The organism is Geobacter sp. SVR, assembly GCF_016865365.1.
GTDB lineage: Bacteria > Desulfobacterota > Desulfuromonadia > Geobacterales > Pseudopelobacteraceae > Pelotalea.
In genome coordinates, this window is record NZ_AP024469.1 from 2,108,471 (window position 1) to 2,132,952 (window position 24,482).

Sequence of the window (24,482 nt, forward strand, 5' to 3'; positions counted from 1 at the left end):
TGATTTCATTGAATAAAGTTTTGTTGGCACATGTCATGCTGTATACACGGTAAACGAACGCGTCTTGAGGTTCTCAACCATGACAAAGACTGAAGTATGCCCTTTCTTCGGCAAGAAGGATGATTACTGCGATGTTGGATGCGGCTACATATCTCCCCATGACGTGAACCAGATCATTCACTACTGCAACGGACGGTTTAAGGGATGCGTCAAGTACCGCGAACTTGTGGACCGCTTTCCCGGCGGTCTGGTCCACCTTGCCAAGGTGGTGGCCTGAAAAGGACCGCACCCAAAAAACAGTGCGCTTACCATGAAAATTTAAAAATAGGGATCACTTCCTCAAGGGAGAAAGACAATGAGCGAAAAAGAACTTGAATTGCTGTCGAGAATCGAGGAGCTGGAGCGTCATACCTGGCGTAACAGTGCCATTCTGCGCTCGGTGGCCATGGTCGCCTTTACGGCGTTGATCGGCATCGTGGTCGCCTCGGGCGTGGTCGGGGGGGGACGCGGCAGCCACTGGTCCGGTCCGGCCTGGAACACCATGTGGCTGTATGGGCTCTTTGCGGCCAATGCGGTATCCATGTTCTGGACCACGCACAAGGAGTGAAAACAGGGTGGGTGTTCAGGTTGAGGGTTGTAATCTCGGCCTTGACCTTTAACCTTGACCTGATTTCCCACGGAGGAGTACAGCCATGCCAATGAAAATTTCCAACGCCATCCTGCTGCTGGTGGTCTGCGTTGTCTGCGCGGCCTTCAACATGCAGGTCTTTGCCGGTCTGGACGAGATGATGGGCGACCAGTACTGGGTTGTCGACACCACCAAGGGGGATAACGGCTGGTATGCCATGGGGCTTCTGCCCCATGTCAAGAAGGTGCCGAAAGATGTGGTCAAGGCAGTCAACAGCGATCCCGCAGCCAAAGAGAAATACGTGATTTACGCCCAGAACGGCGATTTTGCCGGCAACTCCGTCTACGGCATCTGTTTCGGCATTCCGCTGATCATGTACCTGATCTGGTTCGCCTTTATCATCGGCTTTCCCGACCGGGTCGATCCATACCTGCTGCCGCGCAAGATCTTCACCATCGCGGTGATCATCGCCTGTTCCGTGATCGCCAACCTGTTCCTGATGCGTATCGCGGCGGATTTCGCACGAGAACCGATGGCGCGCATCGCCAATGTGGCCGGCAACCATGCCTCGCTCCTGTTCCACAACGCCGGTATCTGGTTCGCCATCCTGTTTTCGGCCCTGGGCACCCACAGCCATTCCTTCAGCGAGATAAAGGCGCCTGACAGCCGCAACTGGCAGACCCAGGCCAATGAGAAATTCAACTGGATGTTTGTGCTGCTGGCTGTCGTGACGGTCCTGGAGATCACCCTGGTGAAGAATAAACTGGCTCTGCCCGATGCGGCCGTGGATTATTCGGTGTGGATCATCTGGGTGGTAATTTTCATGCGCATGTACGGATTTTCACCCAAGTACTGGATCAAGCGCCCCACCGGCATAGCCATCATGATCGTCGGTACGCTGCTGACCCTGTCCGCCTTCTACATGCTTGAGCGCATTACCGGTGTACACGGGGCCGGTTTTGCCTCGCCGATCCTGGCCAAAGCGCTGGGGTCCGAGAACCAGAATATCGGCCTGTCGCTGATGGTCTCGATCTACCTGGTGTTCTGGATGGAATTCGCCGCCGCCATCCGCATGAATGGCCCAGTTAAACGAGTCATCCTGAAGAGCTGACTCATGGGATGAGTCGGTTGCCGGAACCGATGGCGCTCCATGCATCTGTCTCCATGTGCCCGCAGGCATCGCCGCGGAGGGACGACGGCACGGAGCGCTTTTGCGGAGAGCCGCACTGCCATTACCTGCCGTGCAGCGGCGGTCCGAGGTACTCCGGCATCAGGCAGGGATACCGGAGGTGACTTGTCCGTAATGCTGTACGGCCTCCGCAGATCAAGCTCCCATTTTTACCCGCGCAGCGCCCCGGCTGCCCCTCTGTCCCTCCCGGCAGGCGCGGCACCGATCCCTTGACATTTCCGGAACATATCCCGTACTATCCGGTAGAGTTTGGACAGGCCCGCCACCGGAGCAATCACGCTTGAAATCATTTGTCATCATTCCTACCTACAACGAGAAAGAGAACATCGTCCGCCTGGCGGAAGAGGTTCTCAAGCAGCATCCCTCCATCAACATTCTGTTCGTGGACGACAATTCCCCCGATGGAACCGGCACGATTGCCGATGAACTGGCATCGTCCGAAGAGCGTATCCGGGTTCTGCACCGTCCGGGCAAGCTCGGTCTGGGGTCGGCATACCGTGAAGGATTCAGGATGGCGCTCGATCTGGGAGCCGACTACATCATCGAGATGGATGCCGACTTTTCGCACGATCCCAAGATCCTGCCGGTGTTTCTGCAAGCCGCCGCCTCCTGCGATCTTGTGATAGGTTCCCGGTACCTGAACGGCGTCAGTGTCGTCAACTGGCCGCTCCGCAGGTTGATGCTGAGCTATTTCGCCAGTGTCTATGCCCGTTTCGTCACCGGCCTGAAACTGATGGACTGCACCAGCGGCTTCAAGTGTTTCCGCCGCGAAACGCTGGAATCCATCGATATGGAGCGGGTCAAGTCCGACGGTTATTCATTCCAGATCGAAATGAATTACCGCTGCATGGAAAAAGGGCTGCGCATGATCGAGGTGCCGATCATCTTTATCGACCGTCATGCCGGCACCTCCAAGATTTCGCGGAAAATCGTGCGGGAAGCGGTGGTAATGGTGTGGAAACTGAGGCTGGGGACCGTTTTGCGACGGATATTCGGAAGAAAGGGTTAACATGACGCACGAGGTATGGTCGATTGTCTGCACGGTCGCTCTGGCAGGCTGGATCGGTTCGGCCCTGGTTCTGGCTTTCAGGGCTTTCCCCGAGAAGGGGCGCTTGTCGATCCGGTCGGCCGTGAGCTGGGGAACGGTGCTGGTTATCTCCTATGCGCTGTGGGTCGTGGGACTGCTTCAGGCATGATGCGCCTGGTCATGTGCACCAGCCGCCTGATGGCGCGGATCAGTATGTTTTTAAAAAATATTTTTCATTTTTGAAGCGACAGGGATTAAAAAAACCAGTGAAATCAAATGGCCACAGGCATTTTGTCTGTGGTTTTTTACTTTGAAAAAAGGATTTCTGTGGTATTAGATAAGGGATATGGCTCTTTACTCCTGCAAACTTGGTTCCGCTGACGGAAGAATTATTTACCGGGAACTTGAAGCTTCCGAACCGGGTGCGCTTCAGAAAAGTCTGGAGGAGCAGGGCTTTTTTGTTTTCGAAGTCAAAAAGAAGCCGTTGCAGTTTCTTTTTGACAAGGGGTTGCGTCGTCGCACGATCGATAACCGTTCCCTGCTTACCTTCAACCAGGAAATGCTGGTTCTGATCAAGGCGGCCATGCCGATCATGCAGGTTCTGGATACCATTCTGGAGAAGCATGAAGGGGGCAGGCTGTCAGAGGTTCTCCGGCAGGTACGCGAGGATGTAAAGGGTGGCGCGGCATTGTCAGTGGCCATGGAAAAGCATGGACGTTTCTTCCCGCACCTCTATGTGGCCTCGATCCGTGCCGGAGAGCGCACCGGCGATCTCCCCCGGACTATCCGGCGGTATATCCAGTATCTCAAGCGGGTGGAAGCGATCCGCAAGAAGATCGTCTCCGCCCTGTTTTATCCGGTGATCCTGCTGGTCGTTGCCTTCGCTGCCATAACGCTACTCCTTTTGTACGTCGTGCCCACCTTCAGCCAGGTGTATGCGGAATCCGGCTCGCAGCTGCCGCTTCCCACGCAGATGCTGATCGATTTTACCACGTTTCTGAGGCGTTTTTTCCTGGTGGGTGTCGTTCTGGCCATGGCAGGCGTGGCAGTCTTCCGCTCCTGGAGTTCCACGGAAAAGGGACGGTTTTTCGTCGACCGCCTGAAGCTGCGCATTCCGCTTCTCGGCGACCTCTACACGAAATATTCGGTAGCCTCGTTTACCCGCACCCTGGCCACGGTTTTGGGCAGCGGTATTCCCATCATCGAATCCTTGCGGATGTCGCTCGGCACTCTCAACAATGTCTTCATGGAAAGAAAACTCTTCGAGGCGGTCAAGCTGGTTGAGGCAGGGGGGCGGGTTTCCGCGGCCTTCGAACGGATAGAGATCATGCCGCCGCTCGCACTGCGCATGCTGGGGGTGGGGGAGACGACCGGAGCCCTGGAGGAGATGCTGGTGGATGTCTCGGACTACCTGGAGGACGAACTGGCGGAGCGGATGAACATTCTGACAACGGCGATCGAGCCGGCGGTCATGCTGGTGATGGGACTGGTGATCGGGCTGATCATCATTGCCATGTATCTGCCGATATTCAAGATCGCCGGGACGGTCGGCTAGGGAGTGTGATGCAGTCTTTCAGACGCAAAAAAATCGGAGAAATTCTGGTCGAACGGGGCTATCTGTCCGTTGACCAGCTTCCTCTGGTCGTAGAAAGGCTTTCGACCAGCCGCCAGCGTTTCGGAGAAATCTGCCTGGCAGAGGGGCTAATCGATGAAGAGGCCCTTGCCCGGTCCCTGGCGGAGCAATTCGGCCTGGAGTACGTCGACCTCGAACACTTCAGGATGGACGAGAGCCTGCTGAACAGCCTGCCGACCGATGCCATCTACCGTTTCCGCTTCGTACCGCTCGAGATGTCGGACAACACGCTGACCATTGCCGTGTCCGATCCGACCGACGTGGTCAAGCTGGATGAACTGGAACTGCTGCTGGACCGCTCCCTGCGGATCAGCATCGCCACCGAATCGGCCATTGCCGCCGTGGTAAAATCGGGCGAAGGGGCCCGCCGGGTGCTGCGCGAGGTTTCGGAAGACTTCATGCTGCAGTTGGTAAAGGAAACCGAGCGGGGCGAAGAGATCCTCTCGGTCGAAAGCATTTCCGACGACACCAGTCCGATCATCAAGCTGATCAACACCACCATCCTCGATTCCCTGAATCGCCGCGCCAGCGATATCCACATCGAAACCGGCCATGACGGCGTTGAAATCAAGTACAGGATCGACGGCGTCCTGTATCGGGCCAACGAGCCGATCGACCTGCATTTCCAGGCCCCGATCATATCGCGCCTCAAGGTCATGAGCGAGCTGGACATTTCCGAACGGCGCATCCCGCAGGACGGCCGCTTCAAGGTCCGTTTCGGTGCGAAGTCCATCGATTTCCGCGTTTCGATCATGCCGAGCGCCCTGGGCGAGGACGCCGTTATCCGTATCCTCGACAAGGAAAGCATTGCCAGCGACCTGAAGGGGCTGTCGCTTGAGAACCTCGGTATCAGCGAGCGGGAGATCAAGCGGCTTCGCAAGAAGATCCGCGAGCCGTACGGCATGGTGCTGGTTACCGGGCCGACCGGCTCCGGCAAGACCACTACCCTGTACGCCGCCCTGACCGAGATCCATACCGGCGAGGACAAGATCATCACCATCGAGGACCCGGTCGAGTACATGCTGCGCGGCGTGCTGCAGATCCCGGTCAACGAGAAAAAGGGACTCACCTTTGCAAAGGGGCTGCGCTCCATCCTGCGCCACGACCCGGACAAGATCATGGTCGGCGAGATACGCGACTCCGAGACCGCCCAGATCGCCGTCCAGTCCGCATTGACCGGGCATCTGGTCTTTACCACCGTGCATGCCAACAACGTCTTCGATGTGATCGGGCGCTTCATCCACATGGGCATCGACCCCTACAATTTCGTTTCCAGCCTGAATTGCGTGATGGCCCAGCGGCTCGTGCGCCGGGTCTGCCGCAAGTGCCGCCGCGCTGTGACCTACACCGACGAACAGTTCCGCGAGGCCGGAGTGGACCCTGAAATCGTGCGGGATGCCACCATCTACGAGGCCCGCGGCTGCGAGGAGTGCAACGGGACCGGGTACCGCGGGCGGTCGGCCATCGTGGAGCTTCTGGACCTGAACGACCATATCCGCGACCTGATCATCAGCAAGGTTCCGGCGACCCAGCTCAAGAAAGCGGCCCGCGACACGGGAGTCGTGTTTCTAAGGGATTCGGCGGTGGAAAAACTGATCGCGGGAGACACCACTCTCAAGGAGATCAATCGCGTCACGTTCGTCGAGTGACGGGAATGGACCGGACATGCTGTTTTCCAGGAAAGCGCTAGGAGTAGAGGTCGGTCCCGCCGGCGTCGTTTTCGCCCTGCTCGGGGGCAGAGCGGATGCTCCGCGTCTGGAGCGCGTGGCATCCCGCCCGCTGATGCCGGGATCAATGCGTACCTCACTGCGCGAACAGAACATACTCGATCCTCAGCATTTCGGCGACCGTCTGCGCGAGGCCCATGCCCTGACGCTTTTTCGCGGGACACGGGTTTCCGTAACCCTGCCCGATGCCGTGGGGCGAATCCTGCTGCTGGATGTGGAGGGGCGCTTCAAAAGCCGCAGCGAAGCGCTCGACATCATCCGCTGGAAACTGAAGAAGCAGATCCCGTTCGATGTGGCCGAGGCCCATCTGGATTACCAGTTGCTCCGGACGCGGGACAATGGCGACATGGCCCTGCTGGTGACACTGGTTTCCCGCACCGTCATCGGCCAGTACGAAGACATGTTCACTTCGGCCGGCTTCAGCCCGGCCAGCATCGAACTCAATATCTTCAGCATCTGCCGCGCGTTCGAATCGCGGCTGGCGCTGGCCGAGGACGTTGCCCTGATTTCCTTCTACGATGCCATCCTCGGCATTGTCGTCTTTAACGGCGGCATCCCCGAATTCGTGAGGATCAAGGAACTGCCCGGCTCTTCGGCAATCGACAACCGCGCCTACATGGAAATCAACAATTCGCTGCTGGCTTACCGGGAGCGCTTCCCGGAACGGATCGTGCCCAAGGTCTACTGCCTGGCCGCACCCGCGGTGGCGAGCGAGTTCTGCGGCATGGCCTCCGAGGCGGCCGGAGTGGAGACGAACCTGCTGGAAGCCAAAGCTATCGTGAAACCGTCCGACTCCGCCCCTGCCGATCAGGCAGCGCTCTTCCCCTACACTGCAGCCATCGGCGCCGCCATGAGGAGCCTGTGATGCGTTTCACCATCAATCTCGCCACCAGGACCTATCTCGACCACCGGCTGGTGAACCGCGTTTTTGCCCTCCTGATCCTGCTCATGCTGGCATGGATGGCCTGGAACGTCAGCCGTTTCTGGTCGGATATGGGGGAGCTTCAACGGCTCAAGGCCGATGCCGCTTCCCTGGAAGGGCGCCTGAACAGCCGTCCCACCGGGGTTTCGGAGGGGGATTACAAGAAGCTGCTGGCCAGGATCGGTTTCTACAACGCCATTATCGAGCGCAAGTCCTATAACTGGCTCGGATTGCTGGAACAGTTGGAAAAGAGTACGCCGGAGGGCATTTCGCTGGCATCGGTCGTGTCGGACACGGGTAACGGCCAGGTCAAACTCGAGGGGCGGGCGCGGTCCTTTGCCCAGGTGCGCGCCTATCTGGAAAAACTGGAAGATTCAAAGGCATTTACCGATATCATGCTGGTTTCCCATCACGATCTGTTCCTGGGTGAGAAAACGCGGGGAGTGCAGTTCGCCGTTGACTGCCGGGCGGTGGTGCCATGATCGGGGTGCTTCAGGAGATATACCGCCTGAAAAAGCGGCTGGTGCTGGTTGTCGGGCTGCTGGCGATCCTGAATGTCGCCCTGGCGTGCGCCGTCGGTTACTACACCTCGCCAGCCGTCGTGGAGGCGCAGGCCCGTTGGAACGACCTGCGGCGCAAGGTGGCACTCACCGGCCGCGGCGATGTGGATGCCATTTATCGCCAAGGCAAGACCGATCTGGAGACGCTCAAAGGGCGGATACCGCTCAAGCGGGAGTTCCCCCGAGTGCTGGGCGATATCCTGGAGGCAGCTTCTGCCAGCGGCGTGACCACCGCAAATGTCTCTTACAAGCCGCAAACGGTCAAAGACGAGCGTCTGCTGGCATATGGAATCACCATGAATGTGGGCGGAAGCTACGCCGCCCTCAAGAGTTTCATCGCTGACCTGCTGAAAAATCGCGAGCTGGTCGTGGTTGACGGGCTGAGCCTCGTCAATGCCGATCCTTACCAGGAATCGGTGACCATGAACCTGCACGTGACGGTCTACCTGCGGGAGGGTGCATGAACCGGCAGAGACTGCTCCTCCTGATCCTCGTGATCCTGTTTGTACTGAGCGCGATCTGGAGTTACCTGAAATGGCCGCGCCAGCGGAGTGTGCCCCAAAGCACGCCGGGGCAGGCGGAAAGCTCCAGGGAGAAGGGCAGGGCTGCGACGCCTGCAGCGCCCGCTGCGCAGAAAGGTGGTGGCACGGCGCTGCGGCTGGACCTGCTCGACCGCGAGCAGCCTGCCTTCAAGGGATATCGCCGCAATATCTTCAACCCGGTGTTTAGCGACGAGGCCAAGATCGCCCGGCAGAGGGCAGCTGCCCCGAAGCCGGTAACGCCTCCCCCCCCGGTCCCGAAGCCGGCGCCGGTGCCTGTCCCGCCACCGGTCATGCCGGAGCCACCCCGGCGCGAACTGGCGCGCTTCACCTTTCTCGGATTCCTGAAGAAGGACGGACACCGGACGATCTTTCTGACAAAGGATGGCGAGATCGTCCTGGTCAGGAAGGGGGACCGGTTTGCCGGGCGCTACCAAGCCACCTCCATCACCGACCAGGCCCTGACGATCACGGTGACCGATACGGGGGAAGAGATCGTCATCCCCTTGATCGAGAACAGGCAGTTACTCACAGCGGTAAAATAAGCAGCTTCAGCGATCATGTTACGGAGGAGAACGCCCCCGATGCGCTACCCGACATATCTCACCCTCTTCAGTCTGTTTGCCGCCGTTCTTCTGGTGTCCGGCTGCTCCGGCGCCAGCCGGTCATTCAGCAAAGGCGAAGCGTTCGAGGCGGAAGGCAGGTACGAAGAGGCCATGTACAGTTATGCCGATGCCTTTATGAAGGACCCGGAAGGGGGCGTATATCGGCTTCGATTCCTCAATGCCAGGGAAAGGGCTGCTGATCAGCACTTCAAGCAGGGCAATGAGTTTCTGTCCGGAGAAAATTACGCGGCAGCGGCGGCCGAGTTCCAGGCTGCACAGGGCCTCGATCCTACCCAGGCGCGCTACAAACAGCAGGCCGATGCAGCCCTGCGCCTGAAGGATGCCCAGGCAGCGTACCAGGAGGGGCTCGAATTCGAGAAGGGCAACAAACTGAAGGATGCCAACCGCTTGTTCAAGCATGCCATCGAACTGAACCCCGACAACCGGAATTACCAGGCTGCGCTTGCCCGGGTGCAGAGCCAGCGCAAGAGCAAGCTGGAAGGATTCGAGCTTAACGTGAAATCCGGCAAGCCGATCACTCTGAAGTTCAAGGATGCCAAGCTCAAGGATGTGTTCGCCATCATCACCCAGTTGTCCGGGATCAATTTCATCTTTGACGAGGCCATCAAGGATCAGCCGGTCACGATCTACCTGGAAAACGGCAGTTTCCAGCAGGCCCTGGACATGCTGACCAGCATGTTCAAGCTGGGGCGCAAGGCTGCCAACGAGAGCACGGTGATCATCTATCCCAATACGCCGGAGAAGAAGAAACAGTACGAAGACATGCTGCTGCGCACCTTCCATCTCAACTACATGGACGCCAAGAAAGCGGTCAACCTGATCCGGACCATGATCCAGGTGCGCAAGATCTATGTCAACGAGGAGTCCAATTCCATCGTGGTGCGCGATTCCGCCGACGTGGTCGACGTGGTCGACAAGATCCTCGATGCCAACGACGTGCCGGACCCGGAGGTGGTGTTGGATGTGGAGGTGGTTGAACTCAGTGATAAGAATGCCCAGAACGTGGGGCTGCTGCTGAGCAATTACAACGTTCAGATGGCCGGTTTTACTCCGGACGGACAGATGCTGTCCAATTCACTTTCCACGGCAACCACGACAACCACTGGCACAACCACCACTACCACTCAGGCGGGCCCCAGCAATCTGGTCAAGGCATTCACCCTGAAAGGCTATGGAGGTTTTGTAACGGTACCGAGCGCCCAGTACAATTTCGGCAAGACCCTGGCCAAGGGGGAGGTGCTCTCGAACCCCAAGATCAGGGTCAAGAACAAGGAGAAGTCCAAGTTCAACGTCGGCACCCGGGTGCCGATTACCACCACGACCCTCAACGGCACGATCTCGCAGGTCAATGTCCAGTACGTGGACGTGGGGGTCAAGGTCAATGCCGAGCCGATCATTCAGCTCAACAACGAGGTGGTCATCAAGCTGAGCCTGGAGGTCAGCTCGATCCTTTCCCAAGAGAAAGTGGGGGGGGCGGACAGTTCCACCACCGTGGTGACCATCGGCACCAGGAACCTCGATACGGTGCTGAGTCTCAAGGACGGGGAGAGCAGCGTCATCGGCGGCCTGATCCAGAACACCAGGAACGACAGCAAGCAGAAGATCTTTCTGTTGGGGGACCTGCCGCTGATCGGTCCGCTGATCTCGAGCAACGATAGCAGCAAGGACAAGACCGAGCTGGTCTTGGCCATCACGCCGCGCCTGGTGCGGGGGGTGACCGTTCCCAGCAGCAATCTGATGGCGTTCTTCTCCGGCAAGGAGGACGACCCCTCGCTGGTGAAGCCGTTGGCCTCGTTCGAACAGGAGCCGGTCTTCGAACCATCCGGAACCAACGGAGCCGGAACGAACGGAGTCGCCCCGGCACCTGCCGGAGCCCAGCGTCTGCCATCAGCGCCGGTACCGCCTCAGCCGACGCTGCAGCCACAACCGATTCAGCCGACGCAGCCGACACCTTCGGAAATGGCCCCGGCACCATCGGAAACAACACCGCCACAATCTGCGCCGCAACCGCCGGCACCGGAACAGTCGCCGCAACCGACCTTGCAGCCTTCCTCCCTGGAGCCTGCGGCACCTCAGCCGGCGGCCGTGCAGCCGGCGAGCGTGCAGCAGCAAAGGGGACTGCTGCAGATCGGCACCCCCTCCCAGGTTGCGGTGGGGCAACAGTTCAGCCTGGACGTACGGGTGAGCGAGGTCAGGGATCTGGTCCGGGCTCCCTTTGCGGTGACCTTCGATCCGCTCGCTGTCAAATATGTCTCTGCCGCGGAAGGGAGCTTTCTCAAACAGGACGGAAAAGGGACCGTCTTCTCCGGCAAACCTGATCCTACCGGCGGTGCCGTAATGCTGAGCGTGATGCGCGAAGCCGGCAGCGGCGGGGTGTCCGGCGCAGGAAGCCTGGTTTCCCTGAGATTCCAGGCCATCAAAGCGGGGACCGCCGGTTTCGGATTCCGCAATGTCGGCTTTACTGGTGCAGACGGCAGCGTGCTTGCCATCCTGCCATTCAGCACAGCCCTAGAGGTCAGGTAATCCGGCATCCGGATCCATGCCCTTACTGTTCGCGGCCCCACGGACTGGCAGGTGTGCCACGGCGATTTGTCTTATGAAACCACGCTTGAACGAAAAAGGGTTTACCTTCATTGTCGCCATTTTCATGGTGACCATCATGGGGATTCTGTCAGTCTCCACCGGCAAGTCATGGATGCTGGTCATGAAGCGCGAGCGTGAAAAGGAACTGCTGTTCCGCGGAAGCCAGATCAAGGAAGCCATCGAAAACTGGTATAATCCCAAATATATCCCCGGGGGAGGGCCCGGAAGCAAAACAGTCACCGCGTTGACGGATCTGAGAGACCTGATGGGAGGCGGCCAGACCGCCAACAAAAATCCCTATCTGCCCCATCATTACGCCGGACAGCTGGATGAAAACCGGAGATGCGGTTCCGACTGCCCCAAGCTCTTTATCGAGCAGGACCCCATGACCGGAAAGAAATGGCTCCTGGTCAGAGATGCCGCCTGTACCAGCGGATATCCGGAAGCCTGCAGGGGGGTACCGGGAGGCGGGATTGTGGGGGTGGCAAGTCCGAGCGACGACATCCCCATCAGGACGAATTTCAAAGATACTGCCCTCGAGAACCTGGGCATTGCCGGTACCGGCACCACCACTACGGAAACCGCAGGGGGCGTTCCCACTGCTGCACCGGCAACGTCACCGTCACCGGGAGCAGCAACACAACCCGTAACCGGCGGCACGATCGACAAATACAGCCAGTGGAAGTTCATCGCCGACAAGAATAACGATCATGCACAGATTTACCGTGCCTATCACGAAGGGCTGTAATATGCCGAACGATTGCGGCGACGCTTTATCAGCAGCGGATTTGAAGGAATCAGCGTGAAACCGTTGAGGACCCATAGCGGCGTTTCCCTGCTCGAACTGATCGTGACGATCACCATCGTGGGGATTCTCGCCGCCAGTGTGATGCCTCTGGTCAGGAACACGGCCATCAGGTCGAAAGAGGTCGAACTGCGCAGGAACCTCCGCGTCATCCGCATCGCCATCGACGACTACAAAAAGAGTTTCGACAAGATGCCCGACGGACCGCTGAAAACGGGCAGCGGCTATCCCAAGGATCTGCAGGAGCTTGTCGAAGGGCGCGATTTCGGGGACCCCAAGGTCGGCAAGGTCAAGTTCCTGCGCAGGAAGGTGCTCAATCCCCTGGATCCCAAGAGCGCCGACGACGAAAAATGGGGATGGGAGCTGCGCTCCTACAAGGACAAGCCCGATTCGACCAAATGGGGGGGCGAGGATGTCTTCGACGTCTATGCGCCGCAGGAAGGAACCGCTCTTGACGGCAGCAAATATAAGGAATGGTAAAACGTGAACTTTCCTGATACAACATATTTCCGTTCCCCCCGTACCGTCCCGGCCCGGGGGCGCCGCGGCTTCACCCTGATCGAGCTGATGATCGTGGTTTCGATTATCGGCATTCTTGCCGCGATCGCCATACCCAATTACCAGTGGGGCATCATCAAGGCCAGGGAGGCGGTGTTGCGGGAAACACTGTACAACCTCAGGAACATAATCGATCAATTCTACGCCGACCAGGGCAAGTACCCCGATTCTCTGGATGACCTCAAACAGAAACAGTATCTGCGTGACATCCCCAAAGATCCCATGACCGGTAATACCGAGTGGGAAATCGTGCCCCCCCCTGCGGGCAGTTCCCCGGCAACCGGCGGCACCAGTTCCGCCGGCGCTGCTGCAACCGGTGCGACCACCGGAGCCGACTTGGGAAATGTCTTTGACGTGAAAAGCCGTTCCGACAAGGTAAGCCCTACGACAAACACCCCTTATAAAGATTGGTAGAAGCATGATCCAGTTGCATAACGTATCCCTGTCCTATCAAAATGATGCCACCGCTCTGAACGGTATCAATCTGCGGATCGAGAAGGGAGAGTTCATCTTTCTGACAGGTCCCTCCGGTGCCGGCAAGACGACACTGCTGCGCCTGCTGTACGGTGCCCTCAAACCCACCAGCGGACAAGTGCTGATCGACGGACAGAACATCTCGCGCATGACCTCCTCTCAAATTCCTTTACTGCGCCGGTCGATCGGAATAGTATTTCAGGACTTCAAGCTGCTCCCGAACCGGACCGTTTTCGAGAATGTCGCGATCACCCTGGAGGTGCTGGGGTGGGGACGGGCCGATGTCGGGAAAAAGGTGATGCACATCCTCAAGCAGATGGGGATGGAGTCCAAGTACAACCTGATACCGCAGCGACTTTCCGGCGGCGAACAGCAGCGCGTTGCCCTGGCCCGTGCACTGGTGAACGATCCCAAGATACTTCTGGCGGACGAACCGACCGGTAATTTGGATGAGGCCAACAAGAACCAGATTCTCGCCATTTTCAAAGATGCCAATGTACGGGGTACGACGGTCGTTGTTGCAACCCATGACCGCCGTCTGATCGAAGGCAGCCAGAAGCGTCTGGTGACACTCAGCAAGGGAGATATCGTTGAACAGGTGGAAAAAGAAGAACCCGGCCGTGAGTAACGTCAAAAAGAGGCCGGCCCTTTCCGGAGAAGGAGTGGGGGGGCGCTTCGGCTACTTTGTCCGCCGGGCGCTGGTCAATATCCGGCAGAACATGTTCGTCAATGTGGTCACCATCGGCACCATAACCCTTGCGCTCCTGATCGTATCGCTGTTTCTGCTCGTATTCGTCAACCTGGAGAACGTTACCGATGCCTGGAGCGAGCGGGTGCAGGTAACGGCCTATTTCGAGAAGGAGCTGTCCGCTCAGGAACAGACGGCCATGCGTGCCACTATCATGGCAATTCCGGGTGTCTCCAAGGTGACCTTCGTTTCCCGGGATGAGGCGCTCAAGCGGTTCAGGGACAGGCTGCGCGGACAGCAGACCCTGCTGGAGGGGGTAAGGCCCGAAATACTGCCGGCCTCCTTCGAGATCGCACTGAAGCGTTCCAGCCGCGATACCTCCGGCATCGAGGCTTTTGTGGCCAATCTCAAGCGTGTGCCCGGCATCGGTGAGGTGCAGTACGGCGAGGAGTGGGTCAGGCGTTTCAACACCTTTCTCAATTTCCTGCGCCTGCTCGGGGCGCTTTTGGGATCGTTCCTGCTGATTGCTGTTGTCTTCATTATTTCAAATACCATCAAATTGACCATTTATGCCCGTCGCGACGAGCTGGAGGTGATGTCGCTGGTGGGGGGCACCCGCTTTTTCATCAAGGCTCCCTTCCTGATCGAGGGGATCCTGCAGGGGGGAGCCGGTGCACTGGTGGCCATGGCACTGCTGTTCGGCCTGTATGAGGGTTTCCTGCACAACGCCGGCAGCTTCATGGCCTTCAACCCGTCAGCGGCCGGCCTGTCGTTTCTGCCGCTGGAGTATGTCGGGGGACTGGTGCTGGCCGGCATACTGCTCGGTTTCGCCGGCAGCCTGACATCGCTCAACCGCTTCATGACCAACCGGCAATGAAACGATTGCTGTGCATAGTTCTGCTGCTCGGTTTCGTGTCCGGCGCCCGGGGAGAAAATCCCAAGGAGGCATTGAAAGGGGTCAAACAGGAAATCGACGCTAAAAAGCAGCTGATTACCAAGACCCGCAAGGTTGAAGCGGTCATTTCCACCGAATTGTCGGAGATCCGCCACAGCCTTGATCAGAAGGTGGCCGACCTCGGAAAACTGAACCGTGATCTGCAGCAGGTGGAATCGACTCTGGATCGGACCGGCCAGGATATTGCCAGGGTCACGGCAGAGGCCAGTCAGAAGAAGCAGGAGATCGAACGCAGGCTGGTATCGCTCTACAAGGCAGGCGAGTTGGGTGCACTGCGGATGTTTTTTTCAGCCGAATCGTTTCCCCAGATGGTTGAGAACATGCGCTATATGAATTCGATTCTTGAACATGACAAAAAGATTTTTTCGGATTACAATGGCAAGATTGATGAGTTACGGCGCCTGAAGAGTAATCTTGAGCGTGATGCCGCCAAAAAGGCGCACATCAAGGACGGCATCGCCTCCAAAAAACGGGAGATAGAGCAAGAGAAGAGCAGGAAGGCCGCCTATCTGCAGAAGGTCCGCCAGGATCGCGCCGGGTACGAAAAGTCGCTCAAGGAGCTGCAAGCCAATGCTTCCCGCCTCCAGGCCATGCTAAACCGCCTCGAGGCGCTCAGCCGCCGGAAGCTCGCGCCACGCCAGGAAAAGCCCGGCACCAAGTCCAAGCCGCTGCCCGAGCTGCCCCCCGTTCCGGACCGGGGCTTCGCATCCCAGAAAGGGCGCATGTCCCTGCCGGTCAGGGGAGAGGTCGTGGAAACCTACGGCAAGCACAAACATCCGGAATTCAACTCCTACACCTTCAGCAAGGGGTTGTCCATTGCAGCCGGCATGGGAAGCGATATCAGGTCCATTTATGACGGCAACGTCATTTTTGCTGATTATTTCAAAGGTTACGGTAATATGGTCATCGTGGATCATGGAGGCGGATATTTCAGTCTCTACGCGCATGCCGGAAAAATTCTGAAGAAGATCGGGGCTGATGTGGCCAAAAACGAAGCGGTTGCCACGGTAGGAGATACCGATTCCACCCGCGGACCGCTGCTTTACTTCGAAATCAGGCATCAGGGCAAACCGGTGGATCCGGCGGGCTGGGTCAGGTAAGAAGCGGGTTGAGACGGAAGAGAAGACAGATAGAGGAAAAAATACAAAAGCAGGTAGAGGCGGAGACAGGGGTAAGGAGAAAAGGGAGTTACTCTATCTCAATCTCTTTCTCAACCTATAAATAAACGGGAGGCGGAGATGTTCCCATCAGGCAGTAAAAAGAAACGTATTCTGGCAGGGTTGGTCATAACCATGGCCACATTGGTGATCTTCATCGGCATCAGCTCGCAACGCCGCTGTGCCGCGGAGGGGAAAGGGAGCGATTACGAAACGATCGAGCTCTTCACCGATGTGATGGCGATCATCAAGAAAAGTTATGTGGAGGAGGTCGATACCAAGAAGCTGGTCTACGGTGCCATTAACGGCATGCTGGCCTCTCTGGATCCCCATAGCTCGTTCATGCCTCCCGATACCTACAAGGAGATGAAGATCGATACCAAGGGCACCTTCGGCGGCCTGGGCATCGAGATTACGATCAAGGACGGCATTCTGACCGTCATCTCCCCGATCGAGGATACCCCCGCCTTCAAGGCCGGCATCAAATCAGGCGATCAAATCCTCAAGATAGATGAACGCTTTACCAAAGACCTGAACATCAATGATGCGGTCAAGCGCATGCGAGGGCTGAAGGGCACCAAGGTCACCCTGACCATTATGCGGGAAGGGTTCGACAAGCCGATGGAATTTCCCCTTATCCGCGACGTGATCCAGGTCAAAAGCGTTCGTTCGCGCATGCTGGACAGCGGTTACGGCTATGTGCGCATCGCCCAGTTCCAGGAAAAGACCGACGAAGACCTGACCAAGGCGCTCAAAACGCTGCAGGATGAGAACAAAGGGGCTCTCTCCGGGCTGGTGCTTGACCTGCGCAACGATCCCGGCGGGCTCTTGGATCAGGCGGTCAAGGTGGCGGATCATTTCATAGAGGATGGTCTGATCGTCTACACCGAAGGGCGCGAGAAGGACTCGAAGATGCAGTTTTCGGCCCGCAAGACCGGCAAGGAACCCAACTATCCCATCGTTGTGCTGATCAACGGCGGCAGCGCCAGCGCCTCCGAGATCGTGGCCGGCGCCCTGCAGGACCACAAGCGCGCCATCGTGATGGGGACCCAGAGTTTCGGCAAGGGCTCGGTGCAGACCATCATCCCGCTGTCGGACGAATCGGGTTTGCGCCTGACCACGGCTCGTTACTACACCCCTAACGGCCGGTCGATTCAGGCCAAGGGCATCACCCCTGACATAGTCGTCCAGCGCCTGGAGCTTCCCAAAGAGTCGGACAAGAAGGAAGGGCTGCACCTGCGCGAGAAGGACCTGGAAAATCACTTCGAGGTCGAGGATAAGGACTCCAAGAAAGACGAGAAAAAGGAAGAGAAGAAAGAAGAAAAGAAAGAAAGCACGCTGTCCACCAAGCCTGATGACAACCTGAAGAACGATTACCAGGTCATGCGGGCGCTTGATCTGCTCAAGGGCTGGGAGATCATGAAGAAGATGGGCAGCACCAAGTAACCGAACGTTCCTTCCTATGGCAAAATCCGGAATCAATCGCTACAAACAGAAGCCGGGCGGCGGCAGGTACGCCGCCCTGGCTATTCTGGCGCTCATCATCCTCACTGTCGGCGGCTACCTGATTGTCCATCGCTCCAGCCGCCCGGCTCAAACCGTTACACCGGCTGCGCCCGTTGCGCCGCCAGTGCAGCAGTCTCCGGTCGTACCGAACACCCCACCCCCAGCCACGGACGACTCAATATCCCCGACAGTGCCGTCCCCACCAGCCGTGACCGTCGTGCCACCGGTGATCACTCCCCGGGAAAAGCCCTCCCCGGGCACCGGCCTGCTGGCCGTCATCATCGACGATATGGGCACAAACCTGCAGGAAGCCAGGGCCCTGGCCGACATCGGCGTCCCGATTACCTTCTCGATCATTCCGGGGCTGCACAGCTACCGCGAGGTGGCTGCATTTGCCGCCGCTGGCAGGATCGAAACCATGATTCACATTCCCATGCAGCCCAAAGGATGGCCGCAGCGGCGCCTTGAATCCAACGGCCTGCTGGTTTCCATGGCAGACGCCGATATCTCGGCACATGTGGAAGGGTTTATCAAAGATATCCCCGGTGCAGCCGGAGCCAACAACCATATGGGCTCGGAGTTCACCGAACACGAGGATAAGATGCGGCCGGTGCTGGAGGCGCTGGGAAGGAAAGGGCTCTTCTTCATCGACAGCATGACCTCCGCGAACACGGTGGGAGCGAGAATGGCGCACGACATGGCGATCAAGACGGCGCGCCGGCATGTATTCCTGGATAACGAACAGAATGACGCCTACATCCGAGGACAGCTCAAGCAGGCAGTGGCGCTGGCCAAAAAGAAGGGCGCCGCCATTGCCATCTGCCATCCCCATCCGGCCACGATCAGAACGCTTGCCGCAGTGCTGCCCGACCTCGAACGGCAAGGCATTACCCTGGTAGCGGCCTCCCGCCTTGTAAAATAACCACAGGATCCGGAAAACAAAAAACCCGCCAGCGCGGGTTTTTTAGTATGGATTTTTACTTTTTACTGCCTCCCCTTGTTTCAGGGAAGGGGCTGAGGAATGGTTGTTTGCGGTTTCCGGCTGAGATTTCCCTCACGTATTTTCTCCCCTCATCCTATCCTTCTTCCGCAGGAGAGGGTGGTCAAAGGCCGGGTGAGGGGAGGGCCAGGGGGAAGTCAAACAGCGGCCAGGCTCTCTCCGATCATGGCATGCAGTTTCTGCACAGTCCGGTAGCGCTCTTCATGCAGGACCTTTTCCGGGCTGGCCGGGTCAACCGGGTGCACAGCCAGCCAGCTCCCCTCGCGCAACCTCCCTTCGAAGCCCGCCAGCGATTCGTTCAACAGCAGATAGAGACGGTCGTGCAAGCCATCCAGTGTGCCCTCGGCAAATCCGGTCATCGGCACCTGCTTGCGGAAGGCCAATTCTCCGGCCAGGTCGAACTGCCGGAAATCCAGCGTGTACGCGTTGTCGATTTCCCGTGGCAAAAACAGCGTAACCGATTTTCCGGCCTTGTCGGCGATCACCGCCCTGGCGGCGTTGTGCGCCTGCGAATCATTGTACAGTCCGTAGAGCGTGCCGCACAGCATGTCGGCGAAGCAGTCGCCGTGCAGGAACCCGCGCATGGCGCGGTCCGAGGTCTCGTAGTAGAACTCGCGCTCTTCAGGGCGCTCGGCCAGCGGCACGCCGCAGATCAGGCAGTGTTCCGTCAGTCCTTCCAGGCGGGCCAGGTAGGCTTCCTTCTTCTGGCCCTCCTTTTCGGCCAGCCACTGTGCATACAGACAGGAGCGGGATTCAGGAGTTGCGTCGTAGGAGCGCAGGATGTCGCGGGTGATGTCGGCGTACTGGCCATGCACCTCGGTGCCGCGGGCATGGGTCAAGATCGGGTAGATCCTGCCGTCCGGGTTGGTGTTGAGGCTTTCCACCTTGGGGCTCTTGGAGATGAAGGTATCTACGCAGCGGTAGCCCCGGTTGGCGGCAAAGGCCCGCAACAGGGTCTTCTGGTCCCGGAAGACCCCCTCGAACTTGATGCGCTCGTCTATCAGACAGGGGATCAGGGCCAGGGACTTCTTGTCCATGCCGCGCTTGTCAAAGAGGGCAAAGATGTTTTTGCAGTTCTCCAGGCTGGGCATGTCCTTGACCGGTATCAGCACCCGGTCCGCTGCATAGAGCGCGTTCTGGGTCAGGATGTTCAGGTCGGGCCGCGTGTCGATGATCAGGATCCCCGTCAGTCCGGACTGCGCCAGCAGGCGCGACAGGGTCATGGGGCCCCGGAAGCGTTCGTGGATGTCTGCCAGTTCGGTGGAGGAGGGTATGTACCCGACGCCGTACTGCCCCAGATGAACCAGCTCATCGGCCTTTTTCCCCATCAGCAGCTCATGTACCGTTCCACGGGGTTTGTGGCCTCTCATCTCGAACATGCGGTCAATGGAGAAATGATTGTCAAAGGAGAGGATGGTCACGGCCAAGTCTTCGCGCATGGCCTTGAGATAAATGGCCAGGTTGGTGGCCAGGGTGGTCTTGCCGACCCCCCCCTTTTCGGACGAGATCGTGACGATGTAAGGATACTGCTGCATGCCGTATGTTTGCCGCCCTTGTTGGATTCCGGCCGCGGGGCCGTTGGTCGCTCATAGTAGTCAATTTGCCGGGGAGGGTCAACCCGTTTGACGCCATTGGCAGAGCCCACGGACGGATGATGCATTTACGGCGCTTGTTGCCTCCGCAGCTACCAGTCATGTGCAACATCCGCAGTGCTCTGACCACGAACCTGGATACAGTCGTACCGCCAAGCGCCTTGTGCTATCCGTACGGACAGGCGTAGCCTCTCCAGAAGAAGCTTGATGAATAAGGATTAAAACAGTTATAATAGAGAAATTTTGAATCTGGTTAATCCGCCCGGATTCAGAACAGTAAACCTCATTGCTCCCCGGAGAACCCACTGCAAACGTCAAACATCATACTTGTGGACGATGACCCGGAAACCCATGCCGCATTGATCGGGGCGTTGGGACAATCCTTCGGGGGACTGCTGATCTATCCCCTCGGTGAACTGGCCTTGTCGGCTCTGGAACATTCCGTGCCGGACCTGATCCTGCTGGCCATGACGTTGCCTGACATGGACGGCATTGCGTTTTGCGGACGGCTCAGGCAGAGCCCCCGCTTCATGGATATACCCGTGATCTTTCTGGGCGCCCAGAATGATATGGAGGGCAAGGTCAGGGCGTTCGACGCCGGTGCCGTGGACTTTGTCAACAAACCGTTCCACGTTCCCGAGCTGCGGGCGCGGGTGGCTTTGCATCTCAGATTGAGCATTCTTCAGGACCGCCTGGAATCCCAGCGGCTGGTGGAGCGGAAGATCAGGGAGCTGTCGGAGGCCCAGCAGGCAACGATCTTTGCCTTGGCCAAGCTGGCCGAGCAGCGGGATGGCGACACGGGTGAGCATCTCGAGCGGGTGCGGGAATACTGCCGGCTACTGGCGGAACAGCTCGGCTCGGATTCACCCTATGCCTCCTCAATAAGCGGGGAGTTCATCGAATGTATCCAGTATGCTTCCCCTTTGCATGATATCGGCAAGGTGGCCATACCGGACAGCATCCTGCTGAAGCCTCACCGGCTGACCCCCGCCGAGTTGTCGGTCATGGAAACGCATTCGGTTCTTGGGGCGGAAAACCTGCAACTGGTTTTCAACCATTATTCCGGCAACGCCTTTATCGGCATGGGTATCGAGATCGCCCTGTATCACCACGAATGGTGGAACGGCACCGGTTACCCCGACGGACTGATCGGCAGGAACATTCCCCTGTCGGCGCGCATCATGGCCTTGGCCGACTATTACGATGCTCTCCGGTCGGATCGCTGCTACCGCAGGGGCTTTAGCCACCAGCACGTCAAGTCGATGATCCTGAACGAAACAGGCACGCATTTCGATCCGGTCATTGTCAAGGCGTTCCTGGATACCGAGGAACAGTTCAGGCGTCACGTCTATCCGGTGGATGCGAACCCACCCATACCGGACGCCTGCGATTGCACCGTTCCGGAGGAACAACGGCGAGGGTCGTGCCCATCCTGAAATCCATTGCTACATCCCAGCACCGATCCCCTTTTCCCTGGCTGTAATGCCTGTCAGGGCGCATTCCGCGCTGCGCCCCCTATCATGATTCCGGTTGACGTCCTGGAAACCGGCACCTAGAATACCGCCATCATGGAGATTTTTCCCGAAAAAACCATCCTCACGGTCAGTCGTCTGACAGCGCTTCTGCGCGGCGTGCTGGAGGAAAATTTCGAGCACGTCTGGGTGCAGGGGGAGGTTTCCAACCTGTCGATTCCCTCTTCGGGACACCTCTACTTTTCCCTCAGGGATGCCGGCGCGCAACTGCGCTGTGTGATGTTCAAGGGGAGCGCCAGAAACCTGCGCTTCCGCCCCACCAACGGCATGGCGCTGATCGTCCGTGGCCGCATCTCGGTATTCGATCAGCGCGGCGATTATCAACTGATCTGCGAATATATCGAGCCGGCCGGCATCGGAGCCCTGCAGGCCGCTTTCGTGCAGCTCAAGGAGCGCCTGGCTGGCGAGGGGCTGTTCGATCAGGGGCGCAAGTGTCCGATGCCGCTCTTCCCGCGGCGGGTGGGGGTGATCACCTCCGCCACCGGCGCTGCCATTCACGATATCCTCAATGTCCTCAAGCGCCGCTTTGCCTCCCTGGAGGTGCTGCTGTACCCGGTGCGGGTCCAGGGAGAGGGTGCCTCGCGGGAGATAGCCGCGGCCATCGACGACATGAACCGCCTCAAGCTGGCGGATGTGCTGATCGTAGGGCGCGGGGGAGGATCGCTGGAAGACCTGTGGGCCTTCAACGAAGAGATCGTGGCCCGAGCGGTGTTCCGCTCCCGGCTGCCGGTCATCTCCGCGGTCGGGCATGAGACCGACTGGACCATCTGTGATTTCGTGGCGGATCTGCGGGCGCCCACGCCCTCGGCTGCCGCCGAGATGGTTATCGCCAGTGCGGACGAACTGCGGGGGCAGGTGACGGCCCTGGGCTACCGCCTGCGCCTGGCCATGGAGTCGCGCATCAGCGGGCTGGAGTCGCGGGTCGAGGCCCTCAGGCGCTCGCTGCACGATCCCACCACCATGCTGGGGCACTTGTCCCAGCGGGTGGACGACCTGGCCGAGCGGCTGGGGCTGGCGCTGGACAACAACGTGACCCGCCGCCGCGAGCGCTTCGACCGCCTGGAGGCCAAGCTGCTGCACCACACCCCGGTCCGCCAGGTGGATAGCATGCGTCAGCGGCTCAACCTGCTGTCGGCCCGGACCGAACGCCTGACCATGCATCGCATCCAGGAGCTTCGCCATGCGTTCGTCGCTTTGGCGTCGCGGCTGGAGGTCCTGTCCCCCTTGAACACGCTTTCGCGGGGGTACGCAATCGCCATACGCCTTGCCGACGGGAAAGTGGTTAGCGATGCGGCCGGCCTGACCGAGGGGGAACGGCTGCGGCTGAGTTTCCGGTCGGGCCGGGCAACCTGCCGCGTCGAGGAGTTGGAAGACCGTAACGCTTGACGCTCGAAGGCAATTCTGGAATAATACTCCACTTTTTGAGGTGCCTGAAATGGCTGTCGATAAATTTGAAACATCGCTGAAAAAACTGGAAGAGGTCGTACGCCGGCTGGAAAGCGGCTCGCTCTCCCTGGACGAATCGCTCAAGGCTTTCGAGGAGGGGGTCAAGTACGCCGCCTTCTGCTCCAGGAAGCTGGACGAAACCGAGCGCCGGGTCGAGGTGCTGCTGAAACAGAAGGATGGCACGTTCGAGCGGGAACCGTTCGAAGCGGAAGATAAATAGAAACAATTGCATGAGTTTGTTGAGTCGGTGAGTTATCTGAGTTTTTAACTCGGATAACTCCAGATTCGGTAACTCATAAAACCTACAAATAACCAAACAAGGACATAGCCATGGATCTCAAAGCATACCTGAAAGAGCAGTGCGTCCGCGTTGACGCTGCGCTGGATAACTATCTCCCCAAAGAGAGCGAACTGCCCCACAGCCTGCACAAGTCGATGCGCTATTCGGTCTTTGCCGGCGGCAAGCGGGTGCGTCCCATACTGATGCTGGCCGCCTGCCAGGCAGTCGGGGGGAATACCGATCTCGCCATTCCGGCTGCCTGCGCCATGGAGATGATCCACACCTACTCGCTGATCCACGATGATCTGCCCGCCATGGACGACGACGATTTCCGCCGCGGCAATCCCACCAACCATAAAGTATTCGGCGAGGCCATCGCCATTCTGGCCGGCGATGCGCTGCTGACCGAAGCCTTCAAACTGATCAGCGATCCCCGCTTTGCCCGGGAATGCGAACCGGCTGCCCGGCTGGCAGTCATTCACGAAATCGCTGTCTGCGCCGGTTCCTACGGCATGGTCGGCGGACAGGTGATCGACATGGAGAGCGAGGGCAAGGCCGACATCGATCTGGCCACGGTGCAGTACATCCACACCCATAAGACCGGCGCCCTGATCAAGGCTTCCGTGGTGGCCGGCGCCCTGCTGGGGGGCGCGGACCACCAGAAACTGGCCGCCATTACGCGCTACGGAGAGGCGGCCGGTCTGGCCTTTCAGATCGCCGACGACATCCTCGACATCGAAGGCACTACCGAGGAGATCGGCAAGGATGCCGGTTCGGACCAGGCCCGCGGCAAGGCCACCTATCCGGCGGTGATGGGACTGGCTGATGCCAAGGCGGAGGCGCAGGCCATGATGGACGAGGCTTTGGGGGCTCTGGAGATTTTCAGCGTCGAGGCGGACCCGTTGCGGGAGATTGCGAAATACATCGTCCAGCGGAAGAGCTGAAAACAGAAAGCTTTCACCACGGAGGCCACAGAGCAGGAACGGGATAAAGCAAAAAACGATGTGGAAAAACAATGAGGGATTTACTCTGTCTTCTCTCTTCTTGATGTTTCC

The 24,482-nt window shown here is 58.6% G+C and carries 25 protein-coding genes; 24 read left to right on the forward strand and 1 reads right to left on the reverse strand.

The window, feature by feature from the left end:
• Positions 1-79: 79 nt before the first annotated feature.
• From GSVR_RS09765 to GSVR_RS09860, 20 genes are all read left to right on the forward strand, one after another.
• Positions 80-277, forward strand: coding sequence for a hypothetical protein (locus GSVR_RS09765; RefSeq protein ID WP_173196420.1), 198 nt, complete (start codon positions 80-82; stop codon positions 275-277).
• A 78-nt stretch (positions 278-355) separates the two neighbouring features.
• On the forward strand, positions 356-607 hold the full coding sequence (locus GSVR_RS09770) for a hypothetical protein (RefSeq protein WP_173196418.1): 252 nt from the start codon (positions 356-358) through the stop codon (positions 605-607).
• A gap of 85 nt (positions 608-692) precedes the next feature.
• On the forward strand, positions 693-1,739 hold the full coding sequence (locus GSVR_RS09775; RefSeq protein WP_173196416.1) for a hypothetical protein: 1,047 nt from the start codon (positions 693-695) through the stop codon (positions 1,737-1,739).
• Positions 1,740-2,097: 358 nt separating this feature from the next.
• A complete protein-coding gene (locus GSVR_RS09780; RefSeq protein ID WP_173196414.1) occupies positions 2,098-2,826 on the forward strand; it encodes a polyprenol monophosphomannose synthase in 729 nt (242 codons plus the stop codon).
• Position 2,827: 1 nt separating this feature from the next.
• Positions 2,828-3,013 carry a hypothetical protein gene (locus tag GSVR_RS09785; RefSeq protein WP_173196412.1) on the forward strand — a complete coding sequence of 62 codons (186 nt, stop codon included), beginning with the start codon at positions 2,828-2,830 and terminating at the stop codon, positions 3,011-3,013.
• A 177-nt stretch (positions 3,014-3,190) separates the two neighbouring features.
• The gene (locus GSVR_RS09790; protein WP_173196410.1) at positions 3,191-4,399 is read left to right on the forward strand and encodes a type II secretion system F family protein; all 1,209 of its coding nucleotides are present in this window, start codon (positions 3,191-3,193) and stop codon (positions 4,397-4,399) included.
• A gap of 8 nt (positions 4,400-4,407) precedes the next feature.
• Positions 4,408-6,126 (forward strand): GspE/PulE family protein, encoded by a 1,719-nt coding sequence (locus GSVR_RS09795; RefSeq protein WP_370552067.1) that lies wholly within the window; start codon positions 4,408-4,410, stop codon positions 6,124-6,126.
• A 16-nt stretch (positions 6,127-6,142) separates the two neighbouring features.
• Positions 6,143-7,069, forward strand: a complete 927-nt coding sequence (pilM, locus tag GSVR_RS09800; RefSeq protein ID WP_173196406.1) for a type IV pilus biogenesis protein PilM — start codon at positions 6,143-6,145, stop codon at positions 7,067-7,069.
• Complete coding sequence (locus GSVR_RS09805) at positions 7,069-7,608, forward strand: PilN domain-containing protein (protein WP_173196404.1); 540 nt, start codon at positions 7,069-7,071, stop codon at positions 7,606-7,608. Before pilM ends, GSVR_RS09805 begins: the two co-directional genes overlap by 1 nt.
• Positions 7,605-8,150, forward strand: a complete 546-nt coding sequence (pilO, locus tag GSVR_RS09810) for a type 4a pilus biogenesis protein PilO (RefSeq protein WP_173196402.1) — start codon at positions 7,605-7,607, stop codon at positions 8,148-8,150. Before GSVR_RS09805 ends, pilO begins: the two co-directional genes overlap by 4 nt.
• Positions 8,147-8,770: a type II secretion system protein PulP gene (locus GSVR_RS09815; RefSeq protein ID WP_173196400.1), complete on the forward strand. Its 624-nt coding sequence runs from the start codon at positions 8,147-8,149 to the stop codon at positions 8,768-8,770. Before pilO ends, GSVR_RS09815 begins: the two co-directional genes overlap by 4 nt.
• 39 nt (positions 8,771-8,809) lie before the next feature.
• The gene (locus GSVR_RS09820) at positions 8,810-11,374 is read left to right on the forward strand and encodes a secretin N-terminal domain-containing protein (protein ID WP_173196398.1); all 2,565 of its coding nucleotides are present in this window, start codon (positions 8,810-8,812) and stop codon (positions 11,372-11,374) included.
• Positions 11,375-11,447: 73 nt separating this feature from the next.
• A complete protein-coding gene (locus GSVR_RS09825; protein WP_173196396.1) occupies positions 11,448-12,182 on the forward strand; it encodes a type II secretion system protein in 735 nt (244 codons plus the stop codon).
• Between the two features lie 54 nt (positions 12,183-12,236).
• Positions 12,237-12,719: a type II secretion system protein gene (locus GSVR_RS09830; protein ID WP_173196394.1), complete on the forward strand. Its 483-nt coding sequence runs from the start codon at positions 12,237-12,239 to the stop codon at positions 12,717-12,719.
• An 87-nt stretch (positions 12,720-12,806) separates the two neighbouring features.
• Positions 12,807-13,211: a general secretion pathway protein GspG gene (locus tag GSVR_RS09835; RefSeq protein WP_173196699.1), complete on the forward strand. Its 405-nt coding sequence runs from the start codon at positions 12,807-12,809 to the stop codon at positions 13,209-13,211.
• 4 nt (positions 13,212-13,215) lie between these two features.
• Positions 13,216-13,899 carry a cell division ATP-binding protein FtsE gene (gene ftsE / locus GSVR_RS09840; protein ID WP_173196392.1) on the forward strand — a complete coding sequence of 228 codons (684 nt, stop codon included), beginning with the start codon at positions 13,216-13,218 and terminating at the stop codon, positions 13,897-13,899.
• Positions 13,862-14,836, forward strand: coding sequence for a permease-like cell division protein FtsX (gene ftsX / locus GSVR_RS09845; RefSeq protein ID WP_216846808.1), 975 nt, complete (start codon positions 13,862-13,864; stop codon positions 14,834-14,836). Before ftsE ends, ftsX begins: the two co-directional genes overlap by 38 nt.
• On the forward strand, positions 14,833-16,014 hold the full coding sequence (locus GSVR_RS09850) for a murein hydrolase activator EnvC (RefSeq protein WP_173196391.1): 1,182 nt from the start codon (positions 14,833-14,835) through the stop codon (positions 16,012-16,014). Before ftsX ends, GSVR_RS09850 begins: the two co-directional genes overlap by 4 nt.
• Before the next feature lie 138 nt (positions 16,015-16,152).
• Positions 16,153-17,517, forward strand: coding sequence for a S41 family peptidase (locus GSVR_RS09855; protein ID WP_173196390.1), 1,365 nt, complete (start codon positions 16,153-16,155; stop codon positions 17,515-17,517).
• A 16-nt stretch (positions 17,518-17,533) separates the two neighbouring features.
• Positions 17,534-18,499, forward strand: a complete 966-nt coding sequence (locus tag GSVR_RS09860; RefSeq protein ID WP_173196389.1) for a divergent polysaccharide deacetylase family protein — start codon at positions 17,534-17,536, stop codon at positions 18,497-18,499.
• A gap of 215 nt (positions 18,500-18,714) precedes the next feature.
• Here GSVR_RS09860 and GSVR_RS09865 read toward each other — a convergent pair whose 3' ends face one another.
• Positions 18,715-20,112, reverse strand: a complete 1,398-nt coding sequence (locus tag GSVR_RS09865; protein ID WP_173196388.1) for a ParA family protein — start codon at positions 20,110-20,112, stop codon at positions 18,715-18,717.
• Positions 20,113-20,498: 386 nt separating this feature from the next.
• Between GSVR_RS09865 and GSVR_RS09870 the strand changes: the two genes are divergently transcribed.
• The 4 genes from GSVR_RS09870 (at position 20,499) to GSVR_RS09885 (ending at position 24,371) form a co-directional block, all read left to right on the forward strand.
• Complete coding sequence (locus GSVR_RS09870; protein ID WP_173196387.1) at positions 20,499-21,605, forward strand: HD-GYP domain-containing protein; 1,107 nt, start codon at positions 20,499-20,501, stop codon at positions 21,603-21,605.
• Positions 21,606-21,737: 132 nt separating this feature from the next.
• Positions 21,738-23,087 (forward strand): exodeoxyribonuclease VII large subunit, encoded by a 1,350-nt coding sequence (xseA, locus tag GSVR_RS09875; RefSeq protein ID WP_173196386.1) that lies wholly within the window; start codon positions 21,738-21,740, stop codon positions 23,085-23,087.
• A gap of 49 nt (positions 23,088-23,136) precedes the next feature.
• Positions 23,137-23,367: an exodeoxyribonuclease VII small subunit gene (locus GSVR_RS09880; RefSeq protein ID WP_173196385.1), complete on the forward strand. Its 231-nt coding sequence runs from the start codon at positions 23,137-23,139 to the stop codon at positions 23,365-23,367.
• A gap of 110 nt (positions 23,368-23,477) precedes the next feature.
• Positions 23,478-24,371 carry a polyprenyl synthetase family protein gene (locus tag GSVR_RS09885; protein ID WP_173196383.1) on the forward strand — a complete coding sequence of 298 codons (894 nt, stop codon included), beginning with the start codon at positions 23,478-23,480 and terminating at the stop codon, positions 24,369-24,371.
• Positions 24,372-24,482: the final 111 nt, after the last annotated feature.